The organism is Sulfurihydrogenibium sp., from assembly GCF_028276765.1.
In the GTDB taxonomy this organism is placed as follows: domain Bacteria; phylum Aquificota; class Aquificia; order Aquificales; family Hydrogenothermaceae; genus Sulfurihydrogenibium.
The window spans coordinates 23,089-48,349 of sequence record NZ_JAPYVU010000001.1 but is presented as its reverse complement, the minus strand read 5'-3'; the positions used below and the strand labels follow the sequence as shown (position 1 = coordinate 48,349).

Sequence of the window (25,261 nt, the reverse complement as noted above, 5' to 3'; positions counted from 1 at the left end):
TAAAACAAAAGTATAAATTTATCAATAGGAAAACATAAAAGAGTATTAAATCAGAGACTAGTTACAAGACCTTGGAGACCTTATAAAAAACTGAATTGATGAAGCTTCTACTTCTTTTCCCCTTTCAAAAACAAGGTCTAAGGATTTTGAAGATGATACATGGGTTCCAATGTTTACCATTTTAATCTAAATACTCCTGTAATAAAAGGATTTGTCCTTTTTTCTATACCAATGGTTGTTTTAGGTCCGTGGCCGCTGTATACGACTGTATCTTCCGGAAGCTCCATCAGTTTTCTTAAAGACTGTTCTAACATCTTTCCATTTCCACCGGGTAAGTCAGTCCTTCCAACGCTTCCTTTAAAAAGCGTATCTCCAACAAATATAATTTTTTCTTTTTTGTTAAAAAAACACACACTGCCCGGTGTATGTCCGGGTGTTTCTATAACCTGAAACTCCAAATTACCAAATTTCAATACATCACCATCTTTTACATCAAAATCAGGAGATGGGCATTTTACAGCTTTTATAATGTAGGCAAAGTTAGGAAAAATTTCATTGTTAATCAAGAATTCATCTTTTTTATTCATGTAGAAAGGAATATTTAATTTTTCTTTTAAATATCCAACTTGACCTACATGGTCCAAATGTCCGTGAGTTGCGAGGATTGCCTTTACATCTAAATCTTTTAGTTCATCTAAAATTAAATCCCCATCAGCTCCCGGGTCAATAACCACCGCATCTTTTGAGTTTTCTTCAAAAACGATAAAACAATTTTCAGCCAACGGTCCTACTGTTAGAGTTTCAACCTTCATAATCTTCCAAACCTTTTAGCCATGGTTCGTAATCTAAAATCTGCTCAAATGTGTAAGGACATTTTCCCGGGAAGTCTTTTTCTGTTGGTAATCTGTCAAAATACTTTTTTGCTAATCGAATATTTTCAGGGTCTTCGAACCATTTAATTAATCTTCTTACAGCATCTTTCCATGCATACTCTATTTCATTGTAAGATTTAACTCTTAATGATGGATATCTATCAAAAAGTCTTAGTATTTCAATTCTTCCATTGTTTATACTTCTAATCCAACTTACACCCATCTTTTCATTTTCTCTAAAATTTTCCCACTTGTAAAGATGTTCCAAGATAACAGCCATAAAGCTAACTACGCTGTCCAAATGTCTATTGCCCATATCCTCAATCTCCTCTAAGAGATGCTCCCAGTCTACCAAATCAAACTGCTTATCTTTCAAAAGCTTAAGATTTTCTTCTACCCATAATACAAAGTCTTTATCGTAAAGCTTTTTTAATTCTTCTTTGTTAATTTGAGTAATCATTTTTACTCCTCCAGGTCTTTTAGCCATGGCTCGTAATCTAAAATCTGCTCAAATGTGTAAGGACATTTTCCCGGGAAGTCTTTTTCTGTTGGTATTCTGCCAAAGTATTTTTTAGCTAAATGAATATTTTCAGGGTCTTTGAACCAAGAGATAAGCTCTAAAATTGCATCATTCCATGCGTTTTCTAATTCAAATTGCGCTTTCACTTTTAAAGATGGATATTTTCTAAACAGCTTGTATATGCCAGTTCTTGAGTTTATTATGCTTTTTATCCAGCCGTTTCCCATCTTTTCATTTTCTCTAAAATTTTCCCACTTGTAAAGATGTTCCAAGATAACAGCCATAAAGCTAACTACGCTGTCCAAATGTCTATTACCCATATCCTCAATCTCCTCTAAGAGATGCTCCCAGTCTACCAAATCAAACTGCTTATCTTTCAAAAGCTTAAGATTTTCTTCTACCCATAATACAAAGTCTTTATCGTAAAGCTTTTTTAATTCTTCTTTGTTAATTACTTGTGTTAGCATAGATAAACACCTCACTTAATTTTTGCACTATGTAATTAAAATTTGGCATAGATTTTAAAAAATCAACATTAAATTAAAGAGTGTTCCATAATTTTTGTAAGCTTATTTTTCTTGTCATCTGAGCAAAGCAAAGAATCTCCTTTTTACTACTCTTTCTTTTGCGCTCTTTTTTAATTAAAAATTAAAAACAAACCTATTTTACGCATATATTATACAACTTAATGGAATTTTAGAACACCCTCCATGCTTTTATTGAATTTCTTGCCCTACTTATGAGACTGTTCCAAAAATCAATATTGTCATTCTGCAGCCGGCGAAGAATCTCAATCTTTTATTGAATTTCTCGCTCGATATGTATAAAATTGTATTAAAGGAATTCTAAAAGGAGAAATTCGTGATTACTTTTAGAGTTTGTCCGCATGATACAAAAGAAGGATTAAAAAAGTGGTTTAAAATCTCAGATAAAATAAAGCAAATTTTTAACCAAGAAGTAGATTTTAAACCTTATAAAAACTTCTACGAAGAAGAAGCATTAATATTAATAGATAATTTTAAACCAGATATATATTATGCAAGCTTTGATGTTGCTTTAATTCTTTTACAAAAAAATTACAAACTTATAGGAAGATTTAAAGGTCATTACGATAAATTTCTTTTAGTTAGTTTAAATAATCAAAAGGATTTCCAAAATATAGCAATAGTTGATAAACTTAGTTCTTATTGTGTTTTAAACAAAACAGGTCTTTATACTAAAGAGGTTATTTTATATGAATCTCTTGATGAAGTCATAAATTCTTTATTAAACGGAAAAACTGATGCTGGAGTAATACTTAAGGAATATTGCGATGAATTAAGTCAAGAAATTAAAGATAAGCTGAAAATCATAGAAGAAATAGATTTGGATATAAGCCATTACTTTTTGGTATCAGAAGAATTTTATGAAAAGAGTTCCTTTAATATAATTACATTTATCCAAGAGTTAGATTTACAAGAGATTTCTCAAGACAAAATTGATAAACTTAAAGAATATCATGAGCTTGGAAAAATAGCTAGGGATTTAATAATACAAAGGATTCTTGTAGAAAGCTTAAAAGATGTTAATCAGCTAATTATATCTGTAGAAACAGAAGAAGAATTATTTAAAAGAACATGTGAAAGCCTTGTAGAAAAAAATCATTTTAAGTTTGCCTGGGTCGGAAAGAGAGAAGGAGACTTTATTAAGCCAGTATGTAAGTATGGTGAAGACGATGGATATGTAGATAATTTAGCTGTAAGTGTTAGAGAAGACCTGCCAGAAGGAAGATGTCCAACGGGAAGAGCTTACAGAGAAAATAGAATTATTATAAATGAAAATACACTAACGTCAGAATTTATGACTCCATGGAAAAATGAGCTTCTAAAAAGAGATATATATTCATCATTGACAATTCCAGTAGAAAAAAATGGAGAAGTTTATTGTGTAATTACTATCTATTCAACAAAGCCATTTATATTCAACAAAGAATTTCTACCTTTATTTGAAGAAATTAGAAAAGACATATCTTTTGCTTTAAATAAAATAGAAAAAGATAAAGAAAACATACTTTTAAGAAAGGCTATAGATAATTCAAAAATGTGGCTTGTAACTACTGATTCGGATGGAACAATAGAGTATGTAAATCAATATGTTGTAGATTTGACAGGATACACAAAAGAAGAAATAATTGGCAAAAATCCAAGAATATTTAAATCTGAAATGCAGGATGCGAAGTTTTACAAAGAATTATGGGATACCATATTGTCGGGCAAACCATTTTCAGCAGTATTTATAAATAAAACAAAAGACGGAAGACTAATTCATATAGACCAAACTATCTATCCAATTAAGTTAAAAGATGGAGCACTTAAATTTGTTTCCGTTGGAAAAGATATAACACAAGAGAAGATGCTTTCAGAAGAAATAGAAAAATATAAATACTGTGATAGCTTAACCGGGCTTCCAAATTTTATATCATTTAAAATTCAAGCTTCAGAAATGATTAAAAACAAACTATACAAAAAATTTGGATTAATATTGATAGATATTTATAACATGTCTGTAATTAATGCTTCTTATGGATTGGAAACAGGTAATGAAATTTTAAAAGAAGTAGCAAAAAATCTAAAAAAAGAATTTCCAGATGGATATATAGCCAGAATTGGAAATGATGAGTTTGCAATACTTATTCCAAATATAAAAAACGAGTCAATGCTTATTTATAAGATTAGAGATGCTTTAGATAGAGATTTAGATACTTCCAAAGGCAAAATTCATATTTCCTACAACGCTTCAATTGTCTTGTACAATGAGGATGGTCAAACATTTGAAGAGCTTTATAATAATGCCGTTCTTAATTTAAACACAGCTAAAGAAGAAGGAGAAAATGTAATAAAATTCTATGAACCGCAGTTAAATAAAAAATTAGAAGAATATTTAGAAGAATATTTGGAAGCTGAAAAGATTATAGAAAAAGCATTTGAGAAGAAATTATTTAAATTTTACTTCCAGCCATACTTTAAATTAGAAGACTTTTCATTAGCAGGATTTGAATCGTTAATCAGGATAGTGGATGAAGATGGAACTGTTTATCCACCTATAAAGTTTATAGATTATCTTGAAAACAGTAAATATATCACAAAATTTGAAGAATGGGCTTTAGAAGAAGTTTCTCAAAAGATAAAAAAATTTAACTCTTTGAATGATAAAAAAGATATAACAATATCCCTAAACCTATCACCAAAAGGACTGCTTGAATACTCATTAAACTTAACATCAGATGAACTATCAGATAAAAGCTTTATTGAAAGGTTAAAATCTCTGCCGGTTGAGGTTCAGAATAACTTAGTAATAGAAATCACAGAAAGAAATGTCATAAAAGATATAGAAAAATCTAAGAAGATATTTAAAGACATTAAAGATTTAAACAAAAACATAAAAATAGCGATAGATGACTTTGGAACGGGATACTCATCTTTAACATATTTAAGAGATTTAGCTATTGATATACTAAAAATAGACATGTCTTTTGTAAGGAATATTGCAAGAAGTAAACAAGACTTATCATTAGTAAAATTCATAATTGGATTAGCTAAAGATCTTGGATTAAAAACAATAGCTGAAGGTGTAGAAACAGAGGAGCAGGTAAAACTCTTATCTTTACTTGGAGCTGATTATCTACAAGGATTTTACTTTGCAAAACCAATGCCAGAAGAAGAAGCTATTAAGTTAATTATGGAGAAATACAGTTAAAGAGAAAAGACGAAATGATAAGTGATATATAAGATGACAAGGAACGACCCAACGGTGTCATTCTGCAGCCGGCGAAGAATCTCCTATTTTTCAAAAAAACATTAAAAAATGAGATCCTTCACTACGTTCAGGATGACGAGGATTTGAAATACTTTCTCACATTTCACATTTCTTATGCTATAATATTTTTTTAAAATTTTTCAGCGGAGGAAGAATTATGCACCAATTAATTAGAGAAATTGAACAAAGATATTTACCACAAGACATTCCTGAATTTAAAGTAGGAGATACTGTAAGACTTCACCTAAAAGTTAAAGAAGGTGAAAAAGAAAGAACACAGATTTTTGAAGGTTTAGTAATAAGAGTTAGAGGTAGCGGAACGGGGAAAACTTTTACAGTTAGAAAAGTTTCTTACGGCGTTGGAATGGAAAGAATTTTTCCAATAGCATGTCCATCTATTCAAAAAATAGAAGTGGTTAAACGCGGTAAAGTTAGAAGAGCTAAACTCTACTACATCAGAAATCTCAAAGGTAAAGCTGCTAAAATTAAAGAGCTTAAAGAATGGGAAATCAAGAAAAGACAAGCAGAATCTCAAGCTTCTAAAGAAAATAATGGATAATGTTGAAAAAGAGCTTTTTAGTCAAGGTTATGAAAAAATTGTCGGTATAGATGAAGCAGGAAGGGGACCGTTAGCCGGTCCTCTTGTTATTGCATCAGTCATTTTTCCTAAGCATCAAAAACCATTCATACATAATGATTCAAAAAGTCTTTCAGAAAAAGAAAGAGAGTATCTCTTTGAAAAAATTCACGATTACGCTGAAGAAATAAATATTACCATCGTAGAAAATACAGAAATAGATAAGCTTGGCATATCAAATGCTGCAAAAATATACATGGAAAACAATCTAAAATCTTTAAAATCAAAATGGGATATAGCTTTAGTTGATTTTGTAAAATTAGATGAAAGTATAAATCATCTACCTTTAATCAAAGGAGATGAAATATCTCATACAATAGCGGCAGCAAGCATCATCGCAAAAGTAGTTAGAGATAGAATAATGATTGAGTATAAAGAAAAATATCCTAACTTCTCTTTTGATAAACATAAAGGTTATGCAACCAAACAACATTACCAAGAGATAAAGAAATTCGGCATTACTCCAATCCATAGAAGAAGCTTTAATCTTGGAGTTAATGATGATTAAAGATATTATAAAAAAACTTACAGAAAGACAAGACTTAACAAAAGAAGAGATGACCTATCTTTTTGATAATTTAATGGAAGGTAATCTAACCGATGCACAGATTGGAGCTGTTTTAATCGGCTTGAAGATGAAAGGAGAATCTGTTATTGAAATAGAAACAGCGGCAAGAATTATGAAGGAAAAAGCTGTTAAAGTTGTGGTTAAAGATAAAAGTAAACTTGTTGATACATGCGGAACAGGTGGAGATAGATTAAACACTTTTAACGTGTCTACAATATCGGCGTTCGTTGTGGCAGCAGCAGGTGGTAAAGTTGCAAAGCATGGCAACAGGTCTATCTCTTCAAAATGCGGAAGTGCAGATATAATGGAAGCTTTGGGAATAAAAATAGAGCTTACTGCGGAAGAAGTTTCAAGACAGATTGAAGAGATAGGTCTTGGTTTTATGTTTGCTCCGTTGTTCCATCCATCAATGAAAAATGTAATAAAACAAAGAAGAGAGATAGGCGTTAGGACAATTTTTAACATTCTTGGACCACTTTCAAATCCGGCTGATGCAAATTATCAAGTGATGGGTGTATATGATAAATCCTTAGTTGAACCGCTAACAAAAGTCTTACAAAACCTTGGAGTAAAAAAAGCTTACATCGTCCATGGATTAGATGGGTTAGATGAAGTGTCCATCACAGCAGAAACTTATGTTGGAGAAATTAATGAATCTGATATAAACTTTTATACAGTAAAACCGGAAGATTTTGGATTAAAAAGAGCTGAAATTTTTGAAATTCAAGGTGGAGATGTAGAGTGTAATAAAGAGATTGCTTTAAGTATTTTACAAGGCAAAGATTATTCTTCAAAAACAGATTTTGTGGCTTTAAATTCAGCATTTGCTTTAAAAGTTATAGGTCTTGTAGATTCTATAAAAGATGGAATAGATTTGGCAAAAGAGACTATATATAATAAAAAAGGCTATGAAGTTCTTGAAAAATTAAGAAATTTCTCATAAAGGGGGATTGATATGGTTTTAGAAGGAAAGTTAGCATTTGTAACAGGAGCAAGCAGAGGAATTGGAAGAGCAATAGCTTTAAAATTGGCTTCTATGGGAGCAGATGTAATTATTAATTACTATAAAAACAAAGAAAAGGCTGAAGAAGTCAAACAAGAGATAGAAAAGCTTGGAAGAAAGTCTTATATAGTTCAAGGAGATTTTGGAGTTAAGGAAGAGATTGACAGAGTATTTGATGAAATCACAGAAAAATTTGGCTACTTAGATATTTTTGTAAGCAACGCAGTAGCATCAGGAAGAGAAGTAATCGGTGGTTTTGCACCATTTTTAAGACTCAAAGAAAAAGGCACTTTGAGAATATACAACATAACAACCTTTGGTTTTATATGGTCTTCTCAAAGAGCCGTTAAGCTTATGGAAGGAAGAGAAGGAAAGATTATAGCTATTTCATCAACCGGGACAAGAGACTATATGCCAAATTATGCAATACACGGTTCAGCAAAGGCAGCATTAGAAACACTTGTTAGATACTTAGCAGTAGAAGTTGGTCCAATGGGAATTAATGTAAACTGTGTATCCGGTGGACCAATAGATACAGAAGCAATCCAGCTTTTTCCAAACTATGAGGAAGTTAAAGAGGGAACAATCAAGCTAACGCCACTTGGTAGAATGGGGCAGCCGGAGGATATAGCCGGTGTAGTTGGATTTTTATGCACTCCGGATGCAAGATGGATACAAGGTCAAACAATAGTAGTTGACGGTGGATTATCTTTAGTTAGGGGTGGAAGGTAAGTGATTAGGTGAGAAAATGAAAAATCATTTTTTATCATTCTGAAGCCGGCAGAGAACTTTACATTTTTTTATATATCACATTCCACTTTACAATGCTTTTTATATCTCACCTTTATAAGGAAATGTGATGCTTAAGTTAAAAAGAAAAAGATTAAATCATAAAACATTTGTAAAAAGATTCAAACTGTTTTTATACAATCTTTTAGAAAATGATAGAAATTCTCTAAATCATATCTATTCTATCTTTGCAATTTTTTTAGTTTTAACATCCTCAATCACGGTTTTTCTATTAATATCTCCAAAAAGTGAAAGACTTCCTCATGATTTACATACTTTTCTTATAGACTTTGACGAGTTTGCTTTATTTTTCTTTTTGTTTGAATACATACTTAGATGGTGGGTTGTTTCTGATTTTACAGAAGATTTTAAAGATTATTTAACTGAACATAAACAAAGAAATTTAAAAGTATATTTTGATGCCTTTTTATATGCCTTAAAGCCAAAGCTTAAGTGGATGATAAAGCCTTATTCAATCATAGACCTACTCGCAATACTGCCAATCATAAGACCTTTAAGAATGCTTAGGATATTCCAGCTAATTAGACTACTAAAACTTTTAAGATACTCTTCTGTATTTAGAAATTTCTTTTTTGCGTTTAAAGAAAACAGCTTTGTCTTTACATTTACTTTTTCAAGTTTATTTGTAAATATCATTTTCTTCTCTTTTTTAACATACATCTATGAACATAACGCAGGAAATGAAAATTTTGACAGCATCTGGGGAGCCATTTACTGGGGCATCATAACATCCTTTACAGTTGGATATGGAGATATAGTTCCTATTTCTGATGTAGGAAAGATTGCAGCATCTTTAATGGTAATTATTAATGTTATTTTAGTATCAGTTTTAACAGCTGGTTTTTCTGTTTCATTTATAAATAAACTTTTAGAGTTGAAGGAAGGGGAGATAGTCATGAGAGATTTAAAAGACCACATAGTTATTTGTGGATACAATGAAACATCTGAAGAAATCCTTGAAAAAATAATGGAAAGTGATATAGATAAAGAAAAACCTGTTGTGCTTTTAACAAACTATGATAAAAAAGACTTGGGAATTGACCTATCAAAGTATATCCTTTATAAAAAAGGAGATTTTATCTTAGAAAAAAATCTTTTAGATGTTGGAATAGAAAATGCTTCAGATGTAATCATCGTCGGTGAAAAGCTACCAAATCTATCTGAGAGAGACATAGATGCAAGAACAGCTTTAGCAGGTATGCTTATTAGAACGCTTAATCCAACAGTAAAACTTTATATAGAAGTTCTTTTAGATGAAGACGCAGAAATTTTTAAAAAACGAGTTGGAGCAAGGGAAGTTTTGATTCATGGTCAGATAGTAGGAAAGATAATGTTTTCAAGTTTACTAAATCCGGGTGCAACAAGCTTGATAGAAACGTTATTAGATGTAGAGACAGGAATTCAAAAAGTAAAAGTTAGAGAACTTGGAAGTTATAAAACTTTCGGAGAGATTATAAAAATTGTTAGAAAAGATGGCTATTTACCGATTGCAGTAGAAAGAAGTAAAAAAATAATTTTAAATCCGGAAGATGATTTTGAAATTCAAGAAAACGATGCAATATTTTTAATACCAAAAGGCGAATCTCAATGAAAAACATAATCATCACTAGAGAAGCGTCAGGTTTTGAAGAGGTAAAAGATTTATTCATAAATGCAGGATTTAATCCTATATCTTTTCCATTAATCAGATTTGAGCCGGTAGAAATTAAAAATTTTAATCTTGAAGATTACGAATATTTAATCTTTACAAGTAAAAATGCAGTCAGGTATTTCTTTTCTCAAATTCCAAAGATTGATAAAAAAATCATAGCTGTTGGAGAAAAAACAGCAAAATACTTGGAAAATCTTGGATATAAAGATATAATCGTTCCAGAAGTCTACAGTGCAGAAGGACTTAAAGTATATTTTGAAAAAAACATAGATACATTTAAAGATAAAAAAATGGCTTTAATAAGAGCATCAGAAGGAATGGACACGCTTTTAAACAGCAATTTTAAGATAGACCTTATTCCAGTGTATGAAACGAAGCTAAACGTTCCTGAAAATGTTGACAACATAAAGTCGTTAATAGAGGATGAAAAGATTTATGCAATAGCATTTTCAAGTCCCTCAACTTTTAAAGGTTTTTTAAATATTTTTAAAGAAGAATCAAAAAAACTTTTAGACAAAATGCTAACTGTTGCTATTGGAAAAACTACAAAAAATTTTATAGAAAGTCAAGGATTTAAAGTTGATGTAGTGCCTGACAAATTTACATTTGAAGAGATTGTAAAGAAGTTAAAAGTGATGGGTAAGGATTGATTTAAGTAATGAAATTGCTTGTAAAAATCAACATCATCCCTGTAGTCGGCAAAAAATCTCTATCTTTTAGAGTCTGTTCCAAAATTTTTGTAAATTTGCCTTTGCCCGTTATCCTGAAGCCAAAGACCCAAGGATCTCTTTTTTGATTTTTTTGACTTAAAAAGAAAAATAGGAGATTCTCCGCACAGCTGCAAATGACAACGTTGAGTTTTAGAACAACCTCAGAGAAAAATATCAGCAGCTATAACATAAGAGACCTTAGCTCATCATCTTTTATTAAAGACAAATCAAATCGTTGTCTTTTAAATCTTTGAGATTTAATAATATGGCTCAAATTTTCTTTAGATTCAAGTAAGTTCTCATTTATTATTACGTAGTCATACTCTTTCCAGTGAGGAATTTCTCTTTTTGCTGTTTCTAATCTTTTTTGTATTTCTTCTTCACTCTCTCCCCTTATTCTCATTCTACTTTCAAGCTCTTTTAAAGATGGAGGAAGAATAAATACTGAAACAGCCTCGGGAATGACTGATTTTATCTGCTTCATTCCTTGAACATCTATCACTAAAATTACATCAAAACCTTGATTTAGAAGCTCAAACGTCTCTTTTTTGGGTGTGCCGTAATAATTTCCATGAACGATTGCATATTCTAAAAAAACATTCTCTTTGATCATTAATTCAAAAACTTCTTTAGTAACAAAGACATAATCAACACCATCTATTTCATTTTTTCTTTTCTTCCTTGTTGTATAAGTAATAACTCTCTTTAACTTTTCATCTTCTTCAAGCAAAAGATTTGTCAAAGTGGTTTTTCCGGCTCCGGCAGGAGACGAGATGATAAAAAGCTCACCCCTTATCATCTAACTCCCACGCTCATAATAAGTATTGATGTTAAAATATTAGAAATGTCCCAAAATAAGGTTGGGTATATTCCAAGTATTAAAACAACTATTGCAAGAAATCCAATAGTAAACTTCTCAGAAACAGTTAAATTAAATTTTCCTTCTATTACAGGTTCATACATATACATATAAGCAACAACTTTCAAGTAGTATCCAGCTGATATCACACTTGTAATAACAAGAACTACCGCAAGCCACCAAACATTTGATGATATTAAAGCCATAAATACACCAAATTTACCCATAAAACCAACTGTTGGTGGAATTCCAAGCATAGAAAACATATAAATCAACATGAATAACGCCATTATTGGATGTTTTTTTGCAAGACCTTTAAAGTTATCAATGTCATTAGTCCATCTGCTGTCTTTTTCAAAAGCTGATAAAAATATAAATCCACCAATTGCCATAAACATATACACTAAAGAATAAAATATTAAGGCTGTAAAGCCCATTCCATTTGGGGAAGCTAAGGCAGCTAAGATATACCCTGTATGTGCAATGGAAGAATATGCAAGCATTCTTTTAACATTTTTCTGTCTTAAAGCGATGATATTCCCAACGATCATTGACGCTGCTGCTAAAATTGCCCAAGCATAAGACCATATACTATTAACAAGTGGAAAAGCTTCCACCATAACTCTTAAAATTAATGCATACGTTGCAACTTTTGAAATACTTGCAAGAAATGCAGTAATTGGCGTTGGTGCAGCTTCGTAAGCGTCGGGCGTCCAGAAATGAAGTGGTACAGCAGATGCTTTTAATGCAAGACCTAAAATTAAAAGTACTAAACCAGCTGTTAAACCTATATCAGCTTTATCCTGAACTTCATTAAAAATTCTTGCAAAATCAAAACTTCCGGTTTTTCCATATAAAAGTGCAATTGCATAACTAATTACAGCAGTACCTGCACCACCAATGATTAAATATTTAAATGCACCTTCCTTAGATTTATAATCCTTCCTCCAAAGACCAACTAAAATGTATATAGAGACAGACATTAGCTCTAAGCCAATATAGAAGCTTACAAGGTTTGGAGAAGAAACCATTATCATCATTCCAAGTAGTGAAAATAGAATTAGGTAATAGTATTCACCGTAAGATGTTTTCTTACTATCGACATACGACTGCAAGTTAATGATGATCAAAATAGTTGAGATTAGTAAGAAAAATTTAAATACTAAGGAAAAACTATCTACAATATATAATCCATAAAGAGTGACTGCACCTTCTGTAATAGTCAGTGTAGATAAAGTAGCTAAGGAAAGACCTAATACTGAAGTTATAAGAAGAATATTTCTATTTTTTGTAAATAATTCTAAAACAAAAACTAATATAGCAGTTGCTAAAACAATTATTTCTGGAAGCAAAACATTAAAATTTGGAACTCCAAAACCTGACGCGATTTGCTGAACAATAGTCATTTCGATTACCCTCCTACTATCTTGTGTAAAATAAATTGGGTAGTGTTATTAATTAGATTAATCCACCAATTAGGGTATATACCAATTACGAACATAAATACCACAAATGGTAAGAAAGACCAAAGTTCTGCTGTGTTTAAATCTTTTAGCTTTGAGTACTCTCTTATTTTTTCTTCAGAAAGCAACTCCTCTTCAAACATTGTTTTCTTGTATAACCATAATGTGTATGCAGCACCTACTACTAAGCTAAGACCAGCTAAAACAGCGGTTAAGATGCTAACTTTGAATGTTCCAAGCAGTGATAAAAACTCACCTACAAACCCAGATAATCCTGGTAGTCCTGCCGAAGCCATTGCTGATATCATAAATAACGTTGCAAAAACCGGAACAAATTTTGCCATTCCGCCGAGGTCTTTCATTTCATAGCTATGAAGTCTTTCATAAATAAATCCTGCTGCCAAGAATAGCGCTCCTGATGTTAAACCGTGAGAAATCATAGTGATTATGGCACCGTTTACACCCTCAGGATTTAATGCAAATGTACCCATTGTTACAAAACCCATGTGTGATACAGAAGAGTATGCAATAAGCCTTTTTATATGTGTTTGAGCTATTGCCATCATTGCAGTATAAATAATAGCTATTACACTTAAAGCAAAGATTACCGGCATAAAATATTTAGATGCTTCGGGGAACCATGGAAGACTAAATCTTACAAACCCATAAGTACCCATTTTTAACAAAACTGCTGCAAGTATTACAGAGCCTGCTGTTGGAGCTTGAACGTGTGCAGCCGGAAGCCATGTATGGAATGGCCACATAGGAACTTTGATAGCAAAACCAAGAGCAAGAAGTAAGAAAAAGATTAATTCAAGGTTAAAAGGCAAGTGTAATTTTAATAAATCAAAATAGCTTGTAGAAAGTATATTGTTTTCCATGTAGTTGTAAATATACATTCCAATTACGCCAATAAGAAGAAAAAGAGAGCCAAAGAATGTGTATATAAAGAATTTAGTTGCTGCATAAATTCTCTCAGCATAACCCCAAACACCAATGATTAAAAACATCGGAATTAGCATAACTTCCCAAAAAACATAAAACGCAACAAGGTCAAATGCAACAAATACACCAATACAAGCTGCTTCAAGAATTAAAAATGCTATAAAGTACTCTTTTATTCTTTTCTCTATATTTGTGCTCCATACAAAAGCAGCAACAAAAGATAGAGCTGTTAGCCAAACAAGAGTTAAACTTAGAGCATCAACTCCAACTTCGTAGCTTATTCCAAACTGTGGAATCCATGCATACTTTTCATAAAATTGAATTTTATAACCTGTCGGGTCGTATGTTAAAAGCATATAAGAAGATATTATAAAAACTATTATTGACGTTATAATACTAATCGGCTTAGCAAGTTTTTCGTTTGCAAAAAATACTATAAATGAGGCTAAAATTGGAATGATTATGCTGATGCTTATTAGTGGAATGTCAGCCCTTACAAACTCTACTGTCATTTTCTACCTCCTCCTACTTCAAAAACAAGAATAGGGATAAAAAGATTACTACGCCTATTAACATCTGAATTACGTATCCACTAATTCTTCCCATCTGTGTTTTTCTAAATATATCACTTGCAAAAAGTGAAGTTTTTCCAGAACCATCAACAATTCCGTCAATGATAATTTTATCACCAATAAACCACATCACCTTAGAAAGTTTATAATAACCATATACAAAGATTGCGTAGTAAATCTTGTCAAAGAACCATCTGTTGTAGAAAAGAATGTATAAAGGCTTAAACATTTCTCCAATTTTAACTGGGTCAATTTTTCTAATTTGATAGATTATATATGCAGTAAATATGCCGGCTAAAGCAGTTGCCAACAATAGTATTCCTAAGAAAGATGTTAAGGAGTGTCCTAAAAATTCAAAAGCATTTGCCTCTATATGGACATGGTGAGACCTGCTCAATCCTTCATTAACCAATGCTTTCACCTCTGGAGATAAGAAAGGCATATGTGCAGGGTCTAATGATGGTTTTAGGAAGTTTATAAAGAACTCTCTAAAGAAACCAAGAATAACTGTTGCAGTTGCTAACACGATCAATGGAATTGTCATATTTGGCGGTGATTCATGAACATGCTCTCTAATATGAGGGTCTAATCTGTCTCCGTCAAAGAAAGTAAGGAAGAACAATCTAAATATGTAGAATGCAGTCAAGAAAGCTCCAAGCCACAAGAACGTAAACGCAAAAGTATTAATTTCGTAAGCACCTTCAATGATTGGGTCTTTACTGAAAAATCCCACAAATGGAGGTATACCTGCTAATGCAAGAGAACCAATTAAAAATGTTCCCATTGTGATAGGCATCAATCTTCCAATTTGACCCATTTTTTGAACGTCTAGCAGGTGGTGAAGAGCTATTAAAACGCTACCTGAACCTAAGAAAAGTAATGCTTTGAATACCGCGTGGGATGTAAGATGAAACATACCTTCACTGAATAAACCTAAACCTTCAGCAGCAAACATATAACCAAGCTGTGATAATGTTGAGTATGCAATGATTCTTTTAATATCATTTTGAACAAGTCCCATAGTAGCTGCAAGGAATGCAGACATCGTACCTATGAATAAAACTGTATCTAATGCAATTTCTGAAGATGCAAAGACTGGCATTAGTCTTGCAACCATGTAAACACCGGCTGCAACCATCGTAGCAGCGTGAATTAATGCAGAAACTGGAGTTGGACCTTCCATCGCATTTGGAAGCCATATATGCAATGGAATCTGTGCAGATTTACCAACAGCACCACCAAATAATAACAACGCTATAGCAGTGACGATTATATAGTCCGCTCCATGTAATTTATTAAAAATTTGCAAATAGTCTAAGGTTCCAAATGTTGTAAATGCAAGCAATATTCCAAGTAAGAATAGCCAGTCACCAACCCTGTTAACAACAAACGATTCCATAGCAGCGTTCGCCGCAGATTTTTTATAATGCCAAAAACCAATTAATAAGTATGATGCTAAACCAACACCTTCCCATCCGAAGAATAACTGAACCAAATTGTCAGAAAGTGTAAGCATAAGCATCATAAATACGAATAATGATAAATATGCAAAGAATCTTGGATAAGATTCGTCACCTTTCATATAACCGGTTGCGAATATAAAAATAAAGGTTGATACACATGTAACGACACAGGTCATTAAAGCCGAAAGTGGGTCCCAAAATATACTAACAGATATTGAGTAGTCACCGATAGTAAGCCAGTTAAAAAGCTTTAAATCATAATACTTTCCAGATCCGGCAACATCAATAAAACCTTTTACTGATGCTATCGCTGAGATGGCAACTGCTATAACAGCAACGATTCCGGATAATGGTTCTTTTAAAAACTTATAACCAAAAAGTCCTATGATTATAAATGCTATAAGAGGTGAAAACGGTATAATCCATAAGTACTCCATGCTACTACCCCTTTAACTCTGTTAGTTTTTCTACATCAACGTCTTTTTTCATTCTGTAGATTGCCATTATTAAGCCAAGACCTATCGCCGCTTCAGCAGCTGCTATAGTCAAAATAAAAAATACAAATACTTGACCTACCACTTCGTGAAGTTTCATGTCAAAGGCAACAAATGCTATATTTACTGCGTTTAGCATAAGCTCTGTTGATAATAGCATCGCAATAATATTTTTTCTAACTATTACACCAATAAAACCAAGAACCATAAGAAGTCCGCTTAAAGCTACGTAGTATTCAAATGGTACCATTACTGCCCTCCTTCTTCATCTTCAACTATATCTTTTCTTCCAAGTAATATAGCACCAATCATCGCAACAAGAAGAATTAAAGAGGCAACTTCAAATGGAAAGAGATATTTAGTAAATAAAAGGGATGCCACAGCTTTTGCATTGGATATTTTTGTAAAAATATCCGGAGAGAATATGCCTTTATTAGATGTCCATAAACCATAAACAGATACATAGGCAAGCTCTAAGAATAGAATAAATCCAAATGGAAGAGAAAGTAAAGTATATTTTGGGTCTATAGCTTGACCTTTATACTGCGGTACTGTTGATATCACAAGAACATAGAAAACAACTATTGCTACCGCGTAGATTAAGATCTGGAGTGCTCCTACAAGCTCTGCTCCAAGGTTAAAAAATAGCCCTGAAATTGCTATTAATGTCGAGATTAATGACAGTACAGCGTAAACAATATTTCTAAAGAAAACAACACCTATGGCTGATATAACTGCTATTGTAGATAAAACCCAAAAAGCCACTGCACTTAACTCCATTTGACTTGCCCCCATAACTTAATTCTTTCTGAGTCATCAATCCATATTCTATCCGGTTCTTTCAATCTTCTTCTATCAAAATCTTTTCCTCTTTCGCTCATATCTTCCATATGAATTACGCAATTTTTTCTTTGATACTGTGCCATTTCGTATATATCTGTCATAATTAAACAGTCTACCGGACATGCATCAACGCACAATCCACAGTATAGACAGTTTAATAAGTTCATTTCAAATTTTTTAACCTTTTTCTTTCCGTTTGGAAGTTGCTCTGCTTCTATAACAAACAATGAAGGCATTGGGCATGCTTGCTGACACATATAACAGGCAACACATCTGCTTTCACCTGTTTCAATATCCATAAATTTTTCTAATACGCTAAAAGATGGCGGTTCATTTCCATCTTTTACTCTATGAGCATGTACACCTCTAAATCTTTTTGGAGGAGTCAATTTCTCAAAAGGATATTTAGTTGTAATTGTTTTTTGCAATAAGTTTTTAAAAGTTACTTTTAAACCTTTAATAAAATCGATGAAAAATATTTTTTCCCATATGCTTAAGCTTGGTCTTTCTAAATACTTTATTTTAACCATTTTAGCCCTTGATTAAAATTATTATCGCAGTGATAAAAATATTTAATAATGACAATGGAAGCATTACTTTCCAAGCAATTTCAGTAATTTGGTCTACTCTGTATCTTGGAAGCGTCCAATGCACCCATAGGAAGAACATAAACATCATAAATACTTTTAAGAAGAACCATATAAATGGTGATATTGGTCCAAAGATTTCAGGACCTTTCCAGCCACCAAAGAAGAGAATTACAGCTATGGCACTAAGTACAAAAGTACCTATATACCATTCCGCCAATGGAAATAGACCGAACTTCATTCCTGAATATTCTGTGTTGTATCCTGATACTAGCTCTGCTTCTGCTTCTTGAACGTCAAACGGCGTTCTTCCTGTCTCCGCCAATATGGCAAAAAGAATAACAATAAACGCAATTGGCTGATACCAGATAAACGCACCAAAAAATCCATCTTGAGCGTATACTATCTCTTTAAGAGAAAAAGAGCCAGCCATCATAATTGGTCCAACCATAGCAAATCCAAGAGCAACTTCATAACCTATCAATACAGCAGCCTTTCTAAGACCACCTATCATTGGATATTTACTATTTGAAGCCCAGCCGGCAAAGATGACTCCATAAATGCTTATACTACCAAATGCAAGGGCAAGGATTAATCCGATGTTTAGGTCTGTAATATATGGCTTTATTTCAAATCCAAAGATCTGTATAGGCTTGCCAAATGGAATAACCGCAAGTATCATGATAGCCGGAACGAATGCCATAAGTGAAGCAAGGTAAAATAAAACTTTATCAACATTATTTGGAACTAAATCTTCTTTTGTTAAAACTTTAAGAGCATCTGCTATTGGCTGAAGAAGCCCATGAAATCCTACATGGAGAGGTCCCGGTCTTTGCTGAACATGACCTGCAAATTTTCTTTCAATAAGAGTTAAATATGCTGCTGCTAAAAACATTCCAACAACAAAGACAAGAGATTTAATCGTTAGGCCTATTATCGTTCCAAGCATCTCCATATGCAAAACCTCATCCTTGCAATTTTGTTAAATTATATTAACACATTACTACATAAAATTAAACACTGTTTTATTTTAAAAAGTCAAAAATTTATTTAAGGTCTTGATAAATAACTTTTAATCTTTGCTAAAATGTTGAATTTTTTAGTTAATCTGTTTTCTAAAGCTTTTCATTCAACCTTAAGGACTTCGTTTGTTTAAGGTTTATAAAAACCACCAATTTCTCATTCAGAGTATGATTTTTATAAATTCCATGCTTTATTTACATTTGTGGTAAAAAATCAAATTCGTTATTTAGAGGATATAAGTCCGAAGGAGCTTCTCTTTTGATTTTTTTGACTTGAAAAAAGATTAGGAGATTCTTCGCTTTGCTCAGAATGACGATGTTGGTTTTTTTGAAACAGCTTCATTTCTCGCTCGACATGTTTTAACCTTAGAAAAGATTTTTATGCTATTACCTATCTGTTTCACCAACAACTGGGTCTATACTTCCAAGGAGAGCGACTGCGTCAGCTACCGTTCTTCCTTTTATCAGCTCTGGAAAGATTTGAAGATTATAAAATGCTCCCGACCTTATTCTTAATCTGTAAGGCTTGCCTTCACCTTTGCTTACAATATAAAAACCAAGCTCACCTCTTGGATTTTCTCCAGAAACATAAACCTCTCCAGCCGGTGCTTTTTCTCCATAAATTCTTAATGTAAAATCTTTAACCATAGACTCTATGGACTGATAAACCTCATTCAACGTTGGAAGTACATAAGGATTCTCTGTTGCTAGATATTTATCATCCTTTAGTTTTTCTAACTTCTCTACACACTGCTGAACTATTCTTAAACTTTGCTTCATCTCTTCCATTCTGATTAAATATCTATCATAAGCATCACCTACTGTTCCAAGAGGAATTTCAAAATCAACATCAGCGTATGCGTCTGTTGGTTGAATATACCTAATATCGTAAGGAACGCCGGCACTTCTTGCCATTACACCAGTAAGTCCATACTGATAAACATCCTCTTTGCTTACTATTCCTACATCTTTATTCCTTCTTATCCAAATTCTATTTTTAGTTAAAAGGTCTTCATAATCTTTAATTCTTGATGGAAAGTCTTTAATAAAATGCTTGATTACATCTAATGCACCCTCTGGTAGGTCATATCTAACGCCACCTATCCTTAAAAAGGAGGAGTTTAGTCTTATGCCTGCTATTCCTTCTATAATATCCATTAATTTTTCTCTTTCTCTAAATGTATATAAAAACATTGTCAAGGCGCCAAGGTCAAGGGCGGTTGTGCCAAGCCAAAGTAGATGGCTATTTATTCTTTGAAGTTCAGCCAGCATGGTTCTAATCCATTTAGCTTTCTCCGGTGGTTGAACTCCAAGAAGTTTTTCAACTGCATTAACATAGGCTATATTTGAACATAAAGCCGAAATATAGTCCATTCTGTCCGTATATGGGATTATCTGCGTGTATGTAAGGTCTTCTGAAAGTTTTTCAATTCCTCTGTGAAGTTGTCCAAGAATGATATCACATTCTCTTATTGTCTCACCTTCTAAATCAAATAAAAACCAAATTGTTCCGTGCGTTCCGGGATGAAGTGGTCCCCAGTTTAAAACTATTTGATTTTTTTTACTGATTCTTTTCCTTTCTGTTATTTCTAAGTCTTCAAGTGTTGGTATAGCGGTATGGTATGGGTCATAATCATGACTGGGAATATTTTTTCCTTCATTTAAAGATGGCAGAAATGTATCTTTAAATCCTTCTTTTGGAAAATCTTTTCTAAGTGGATAGTAAGGATAAGTTTCCCACAAAAACATTCTTACCAAATTGTCATGACCATCAAACTTTATACCAAACATATCATAGGCTTCTCTTTCAGCCCATTTGGCACCTTTCCAAAGATTTATTAAAGATGGCAGAGTATCATCAGTCCAAGTTTTGACTATGATTCTTTCGTTGTATTCTGGAGAGTAAAGAATGTAAACCGCTTGAAATCTTGGGTTGTGATATGGATAATCTACGACTGTAAAGTCGATAAACATTTTAAAGGAAAAGTCCGGGTCTTCTTTTAGAAATTTTAAAAGATCGATTAAATTATCTTTTTCTACTTCTACCCAGACATTGTCTTTATAACTTTCAATTTTAACATCAAAAACAGAATTTATCCTTTTAGCTTTATCTAAGGTTATCCATGTCAAAATAATTCCCTGCTATTTAGAGATAGGCTTTGATTCTTGAGGAACTTTTATAGGAATCTCTGTAAACTCTTTTCCTTCTTTTTTTGCTTTTATCTTTTTCTGAAGCTCTAATATTCCCCAAAGTAAAGCCTGTGGTGTTGGCGGACAGCCCGGAATATAAACATCTACAGGAATTATTCTATCTACTCCCTGTAAAGTTGCATATGTAGGGAAAGGACCTCCGGCAGATGCACAACCGCCCATAGCTATAACCCATTTTGGGTCCGGCATTTGCTCATATATAAGCCTAAGCATAGGAGCAACTTTATTTACTACTGTTCCAGCTACGATTAAAACATCTGATTGTCTTGGAGAACCTCTGAATATGATTCCAAGCCTGTCTGTATCAAATCTTGAAGCAGCTGTATGCATCATCTCAATAGCACAGCATGCTAAACCAACAGATACAGGCCATAAAGAATTTCTTCTTGCCCAGCTTAAAACTTCTTCAACTGTTGTTAAAATTATTCCACTATTTGTCATTGCCATTTTAACGCTCCTTTTTTCCAAGCATAGATGTAACCAAGAATTAATATACCTAAGAAGAAAAACATTTCAGTAAGTATAAAACCAGGTGCAACCTGTGCAACCTCTCTAAAAATAACCGCCCAAGGAAATACAAAAGCTGATTCAAGGTCAAAAAGTACAAGAAGCAATCCAAGAAGATAATATTTTTGGTCTATTGTTGTCCATGTTGTTTTATCGTAAAGAGGAACACCACATTCGTAAGGATAGCCTTCATAAGGTTCCGGTGTTTTTGGTGCAAGAAGTCTGTTTACAACTAAAAGAACTACTCCAATTGCGGTAGCCAGTATAAAGAAAATCGTCAGTCCTAAATAACCTGTGGTCATTATCGGCTCTCCTCTATAAAATTTCTTAAATTAGGATAACTCAAAATAAAAAAGTTTGCAAGAGTTTTATAACACAGTTTGAATTTTTTGTGACGAAACCTTGTTAAGAAATTGAAAAATTGATTTTAATTTAATGAAACAGATATTGAAAATTGATTGAAAAGAATAAATATTCTCCTAAGAAACTTCTTTTCTATATTAATTAAAAGATACGTCGTATGAGAGATTCAATAAGATTAGGGAGGTTTTTGCCGGCTGCAGAATGTAAATAGTCAAAGACTGAAGTGAGTGAGACTGTTCCAAAATTTTTGTAAGTTGACCTTTTCCTGTCATCGTATATTAAGTATACCAAAAATTTTTAAACTTTAAGAGAATAAGTTTTATAATAATCCTGAGGCTGTAAGGCCGAAGGATCTCTTTTTTAAAATTTTATAAAAATCTCTGATTTATCACTCAAGATATAGCATCATTTACAAAGATATATTCAATTCAAAAATATCTTTTTTAAACAATAGCTTTGGTGTTTTCTTCATTCTGATTCTTTTACCAAGAACGTATCTTATATGTCCACTTTGTTTATTTAAAACCTCTAAAATTTCTTCCTCGTCTTTTAAAGCAGAAATAAAAACTTGAGCTTCGCTTAAGTCTGCTGTAGTATCTACAAAACTCACTGTTATAAAATTATCCTTTGGCAATGCTATCTCTTCAGATATAATTTCAGATAACTCTTTTTTCAACATAGAATTTACCTTTTCCATTCTGTGGGACTTTTCTTTCATTTTAACTCACCTTTTAAATTATTTCCTTGTGTATATTTATATGCAAATGTGGAAAGTTTGCATCTATAAAACCAACGATAGAACCTAAAACCTTTTCTAATTGAAGTTTATCAGGTGCTACAGTTACAACAGCAATCACTGCAGATTGCCATAAATCTTGTTTATCTACTTCAGAAACGGCAACATTAAATTTACTTCTTAGTTTTTCTTTTATAGACCTTACAACCATTCTTTTTTCTTTGAGATTTGATGAGTCGGGTATATGAATTTCTAAAACTAAGCTACCTATCATCATTTTCTACTACCTCAAAGATTCTTATAAAATCTTCCACCGATAGCTCTTCTGCTCTTAAATTTGGGCTAATTCCTACTTTATTCAATATTTCTTCTTCAATCTTAGATTTTATCATTTTTCTTCTGTTTTGAAACAGATGAGATACAAAATTTTTATATTTTTTTACATTTTTAATTGTTATGTTTTGTTTAGGTGTGAGTTTTACTACTGCGGATGTTACTTTTGGCGGCGGGTTAAAAAACCTTGCCGGAACGCTCATTATATATTTTACATTAAAGAATGTCTGAATAAATACTGATAAAAATGTATAATCTTTTGTCTTTGGTTTTGCTATCAACTTTTCTGCCACTTCTTTTTGAATCATAAAAACACAAAAATCTAAAATATCAAGTTTAAACCCACAGTCTATTATCATTAAAGATGCAACATTATACGGCAAATTTCCTACAAGCTTTATTTTTTCTTCATCAGAAATTAATTCATAAAGATTCACATCAAAAAAATCCGATTTTATAAGCTTGAAATTTGAATGTTTACTAAACTTTTCTTCTAAAACCGGATAAACTGTCGTGTCAATTTCAATGGCATACAAAATCTTCGGATTTCTTAATAAGATTTCCTCGGTCAAAGCACCCGTACCCGGTCCTATTTCAACAATAATATCTTCCTGAGAAATATTTATTTCATCTACAATTTTTTCTATAACATTTTTTGAAATTAAAAAATGCTGTCCTAAATGTTTTTTTGGTTTAATTTTGTTCAACTGAATCCTTTTCCATCTCCTTGCATTTTTCTTTTACCATTTTAAAGACTTCATCTCTCAAATCTTTTCTGTCAAGTGCAAAGTCTATGATTGCTTCTATATATCCAAGCTTATTACCTGTGTCGTGCCTTATTCCTTCTATATCTTTTGCATAGATTACTTCTTTCTCTCTAAGCTTTGATAGCCCGTCTGTTAATTGAATTTCTCCACCTCTTCCCACCGGTGTTTCTCTTAATGCATCAAATACGTCTGGCGTTAGTACATATCTTCCTATTATTGCGGTAGTTGATGGTGCCTCTTCTATCGAAGGTTTTTCAATCAATGATTCAACAAGCTTTATTCCATTCATAACTTCTTTTCCTGCTACTATTCCATACTTACTTACATCTTCTTTTGGTACTTCCATCGTACCTATTACTGATTTTCCAAACTGATAGTAAACATCTATAAGCTGTTTAATTCCTGGCTTTTCATCATTTTTGATAATCTCATCTCCAAGTAAAACTGCAAATGGTTCATCTCCAACTAAATTTGCTGCAGTCAGTACCGCATGTCCAAGTCCAAGCTGTTGTTTTTGTCTGATGTATACAAATTCTGCCATATTACTTATTTGTCTAAGCATCTGGATTTCTTTTTCTTTTCCGCTTTTACTTAAAACCTGTTCTAACTCTGGATAGTAATCAAAGTAATCTTCTATTGCTCTTTTATGTCTACCCGTAACAAAAATTATAGTTTCTATTCCAGATTTTACAGCCTCTTCTACAATGTAATGAATAATTGGCTTATCTATCAGTGGCATCATCTCTTTTGGTGTGGATTTTGTAGCCGGTAAAAATCTTGTTCCAAAGCCTGCAACCGGTATTACAGCTTTTCTGATTTTTTTCATTTTTCCACCCTCCTTAAAACTTCTTGATAATATTTAGCTAAATCCCCTAAATTAAGTCTAAATCTATCTTTGTCCATTCTTTCACCGGTTTTTGCATCCCAAAATCTGCATGTGTCCGGAGATATCTCATCTGCTACAACGATTGTTTCATCGTCTAACTTTCCAAACTCTAACTTAAAATCAACCAGAATAATGTCATGCTTTATAAGAAAATCTCTTAATATTTGATTAACTTTTAATGCCATTTCTTTGATAGTTTTAACATCTTCTTCTGTTGCAAGTTTCATAACTAAAATATGTTCATAGCATATGATTGGGTCTCCAAGTGCATCGTTTTTATAGTAAAACTCTATCAACGGTGGATTAAATTCTGTCTTTTCCGGAATTCCAAGCCTTTTAACAATGCTTCCCGTTGCTAAGTTTCTGACCACCACTTCTATTGGAATGATTTTTGTTTTATATGCAAGCATCTCTCTGTCTGAAATCTGTTTTATAAAATGTGTCCTAACTCCTGCTTGATTTAAAAGCGTAAAAAAGATTGATGATATTTTATTATTTAAAATCCCTTTTCCTTCAATTACATCTTTCTTTTGAGCGTTAAAAGCTGTTGCTTCATCTTTAAAGTAGATGATAACATGATTTGGATTTTCAGCTTGATATACTATTTTTGCTTTTCCTTCATACAATTTTTCCATGAAGAACTC

At 32.4% G+C, this 25,261-nt stretch carries 27 protein-coding genes; 7 read left to right on the top strand and 20 right to left on the bottom strand.

The annotated features are described in order from the left end of the window. Positions 1 to 57: 57 nt before the first annotated feature. The 4 genes from Q0929_RS00250 to Q0929_RS00235 are packed head-to-tail and all read right to left on the bottom strand — an operon-like array spanning position 58 to position 1,859. Entirely contained in the window at positions 58 to 180 is a 123-nt protein-coding gene (locus Q0929_RS00250; RefSeq protein ID WP_299237587.1) for a hypothetical protein, read from the bottom strand. After that, positions 174 to 812, bottom strand: a complete 639-nt coding sequence (locus Q0929_RS00245) for an MBL fold metallo-hydrolase (protein ID WP_299237586.1) — start codon at positions 810 to 812, stop codon at positions 174 to 176. Before Q0929_RS00245 ends, Q0929_RS00250 begins: the two co-directional genes overlap by 7 nt. Then, positions 802 to 1,332, bottom strand: a complete 531-nt coding sequence (locus tag Q0929_RS00240; RefSeq protein ID WP_299237585.1) for a DUF29 domain-containing protein — start codon at positions 1,330 to 1,332, stop codon at positions 802 to 804. The genes Q0929_RS00245 and Q0929_RS00240 overlap by 11 nt, the downstream gene beginning before the upstream one ends. 2 nt (positions 1,333 to 1,334) lie before the next feature. Further along, positions 1,335 to 1,859 carry a DUF29 domain-containing protein gene (locus Q0929_RS00235; protein ID WP_299237584.1) on the bottom strand — a complete coding sequence of 175 codons (525 nt, stop codon included), beginning with the start codon at positions 1,857 to 1,859 and terminating at the stop codon, positions 1,335 to 1,337. A gap of 394 nt (positions 1,860 to 2,253) precedes the next feature. On the opposite strand from Q0929_RS00235, the gene Q0929_RS00230 reads away from it, so the two are divergent. From Q0929_RS00230 to Q0929_RS00200, 7 genes are all read left to right on the top strand, one after another. Continuing rightward, positions 2,254 to 5,127, top strand: coding sequence for an EAL domain-containing protein (locus tag Q0929_RS00230; protein ID WP_299237583.1), 2,874 nt, complete (start codon positions 2,254 to 2,256; stop codon positions 5,125 to 5,127). Between the two features lie 217 nt (positions 5,128 to 5,344). Then, complete coding sequence (rplS, locus tag Q0929_RS00225) at positions 5,345 to 5,746, top strand: 50S ribosomal protein L19 (RefSeq protein WP_007546596.1); 402 nt, start codon at positions 5,345 to 5,347, stop codon at positions 5,744 to 5,746. Then, positions 5,739 to 6,332, top strand: a complete 594-nt coding sequence (locus tag Q0929_RS00220; protein ID WP_299237582.1) for a ribonuclease HII — start codon at positions 5,739 to 5,741, stop codon at positions 6,330 to 6,332. Before rplS ends, Q0929_RS00220 begins: the two co-directional genes overlap by 8 nt. After that, positions 6,325 to 7,335, top strand: a complete 1,011-nt coding sequence (gene trpD / locus Q0929_RS00215; protein ID WP_299237581.1) for an anthranilate phosphoribosyltransferase — start codon at positions 6,325 to 6,327, stop codon at positions 7,333 to 7,335. The genes Q0929_RS00220 and trpD overlap by 8 nt, the downstream gene beginning before the upstream one ends. A gap of 12 nt (positions 7,336 to 7,347) precedes the next feature. Continuing rightward, on the top strand, positions 7,348 to 8,127 hold the full coding sequence (locus Q0929_RS00210; protein ID WP_299237580.1) for an SDR family oxidoreductase: 780 nt from the start codon (positions 7,348 to 7,350) through the stop codon (positions 8,125 to 8,127). A gap of 127 nt (positions 8,128 to 8,254) precedes the next feature. Further along, entirely contained in the window at positions 8,255 to 9,796 is a 1,542-nt protein-coding gene (locus Q0929_RS00205) for an ion transporter (RefSeq protein ID WP_299237579.1), read from the top strand. Continuing rightward, positions 9,793 to 10,506 (top strand): uroporphyrinogen-III synthase, encoded by a 714-nt coding sequence (locus Q0929_RS00200; RefSeq protein WP_299237578.1) that lies wholly within the window; start codon positions 9,793 to 9,795, stop codon positions 10,504 to 10,506. Before Q0929_RS00205 ends, Q0929_RS00200 begins: the two co-directional genes overlap by 4 nt. 241 nt (positions 10,507 to 10,747) lie before the next feature. On the opposite strand, the gene gmk is transcribed toward Q0929_RS00200, so the two are convergent. From gmk to purC, 16 genes are all read right to left on the bottom strand, one after another. Beyond that, positions 10,748 to 11,365 carry a guanylate kinase gene (gene gmk / locus Q0929_RS00195; protein WP_299237577.1) on the bottom strand — a complete coding sequence of 206 codons (618 nt, stop codon included), beginning with the start codon at positions 11,363 to 11,365 and terminating at the stop codon, positions 10,748 to 10,750. Continuing rightward, the gene (locus tag Q0929_RS00190) at positions 11,362 to 12,831 is read right to left on the bottom strand and encodes an NADH-quinone oxidoreductase subunit N (RefSeq protein ID WP_299237576.1); all 1,470 of its coding nucleotides are present in this window, start codon (positions 12,829 to 12,831) and stop codon (positions 11,362 to 11,364) included. The genes gmk and Q0929_RS00190 overlap by 4 nt, the downstream gene beginning before the upstream one ends. Positions 12,832 to 12,836: 5 nt before the next feature. Then, positions 12,837 to 14,345 (bottom strand): NADH-quinone oxidoreductase subunit M, encoded by a 1,509-nt coding sequence (locus tag Q0929_RS00185; RefSeq protein ID WP_299237575.1) that lies wholly within the window; start codon positions 14,343 to 14,345, stop codon positions 12,837 to 12,839. Between the two features lie 13 nt (positions 14,346 to 14,358). Further along, positions 14,359 to 16,305: an NADH-quinone oxidoreductase subunit L gene (nuoL, locus tag Q0929_RS00180; RefSeq protein ID WP_299237574.1), complete on the bottom strand. Its 1,947-nt coding sequence runs from the start codon at positions 16,303 to 16,305 to the stop codon at positions 14,359 to 14,361. 4 nt (positions 16,306 to 16,309) lie between these two features. Then, the gene (gene nuoK / locus Q0929_RS00175) at positions 16,310 to 16,612 is read right to left on the bottom strand and encodes an NADH-quinone oxidoreductase subunit NuoK (protein WP_007547541.1); all 303 of its coding nucleotides are present in this window, start codon (positions 16,610 to 16,612) and stop codon (positions 16,310 to 16,312) included. Beyond that, the gene (locus Q0929_RS00170) at positions 16,612 to 17,142 is read right to left on the bottom strand and encodes an NADH-quinone oxidoreductase subunit J (protein WP_299237573.1); all 531 of its coding nucleotides are present in this window, start codon (positions 17,140 to 17,142) and stop codon (positions 16,612 to 16,614) included. The genes nuoK and Q0929_RS00170 overlap by 1 nt, the downstream gene beginning before the upstream one ends. Then, complete coding sequence (locus Q0929_RS00165; protein WP_299226421.1) at positions 17,133 to 17,735, bottom strand: NADH-quinone oxidoreductase subunit I; 603 nt, start codon at positions 17,733 to 17,735, stop codon at positions 17,133 to 17,135. The genes Q0929_RS00170 and Q0929_RS00165 overlap by 10 nt, the downstream gene beginning before the upstream one ends. A 1-nt stretch (position 17,736) precedes the next feature. Beyond that, positions 17,737 to 18,747, bottom strand: a complete 1,011-nt coding sequence (gene nuoH, locus Q0929_RS00160; RefSeq protein ID WP_299237572.1) for an NADH-quinone oxidoreductase subunit NuoH — start codon at positions 18,745 to 18,747, stop codon at positions 17,737 to 17,739. A 454-nt stretch (positions 18,748 to 19,201) separates the two neighbouring features. Then, positions 19,202 to 20,944, bottom strand: coding sequence for an NADH dehydrogenase (quinone) subunit D (nuoD, locus tag Q0929_RS00155; protein WP_299237571.1), 1,743 nt, complete (start codon positions 20,942 to 20,944; stop codon positions 19,202 to 19,204). Positions 20,945 to 20,956: 12 nt separating this feature from the next. After that, positions 20,957 to 21,472, bottom strand: a complete 516-nt coding sequence (locus tag Q0929_RS00150) for an NADH-quinone oxidoreductase subunit B family protein (protein WP_343232040.1) — start codon at positions 21,470 to 21,472, stop codon at positions 20,957 to 20,959. Then, positions 21,463 to 21,834, bottom strand: a complete 372-nt coding sequence (gene ndhC / locus Q0929_RS00145; RefSeq protein WP_299237570.1) for an NADH-quinone oxidoreductase subunit A — start codon at positions 21,832 to 21,834, stop codon at positions 21,463 to 21,465. The genes Q0929_RS00150 and ndhC overlap by 10 nt, the downstream gene beginning before the upstream one ends. A 470-nt stretch (positions 21,835 to 22,304) precedes the next feature. Continuing rightward, a complete protein-coding gene (rbfA, locus tag Q0929_RS00140; RefSeq protein ID WP_299237569.1) occupies positions 22,305 to 22,613 on the bottom strand; it encodes a 30S ribosome-binding factor RbfA in 309 nt (102 codons plus the stop codon). Positions 22,614 to 22,626: 13 nt separating this feature from the next. Then, a complete protein-coding gene (locus Q0929_RS00135) occupies positions 22,627 to 22,908 on the bottom strand; it encodes a DUF503 domain-containing protein (RefSeq protein ID WP_007546743.1) in 282 nt (93 codons plus the stop codon). Continuing rightward, entirely contained in the window at positions 22,895 to 23,671 is a 777-nt protein-coding gene (gene rsmA, locus Q0929_RS00130; RefSeq protein WP_299237568.1) for a 16S rRNA (adenine(1518)-N(6)/adenine(1519)-N(6))-dimethyltransferase RsmA, read from the bottom strand. The genes Q0929_RS00135 and rsmA overlap by 14 nt, the downstream gene beginning before the upstream one ends. After that, positions 23,658 to 24,557 carry a UTP--glucose-1-phosphate uridylyltransferase GalU gene (gene galU / locus Q0929_RS00125; RefSeq protein ID WP_299237567.1) on the bottom strand — a complete coding sequence of 300 codons (900 nt, stop codon included), beginning with the start codon at positions 24,555 to 24,557 and terminating at the stop codon, positions 23,658 to 23,660. The genes rsmA and galU overlap by 14 nt, the downstream gene beginning before the upstream one ends. Next, a complete protein-coding gene (purC, locus tag Q0929_RS00120) occupies positions 24,554 to 25,252 on the bottom strand; it encodes a phosphoribosylaminoimidazolesuccinocarboxamide synthase (RefSeq protein WP_299237566.1) in 699 nt (232 codons plus the stop codon). The genes galU and purC overlap by 4 nt, the downstream gene beginning before the upstream one ends. Positions 25,253 to 25,261 lie beyond the last annotated feature (9 nt).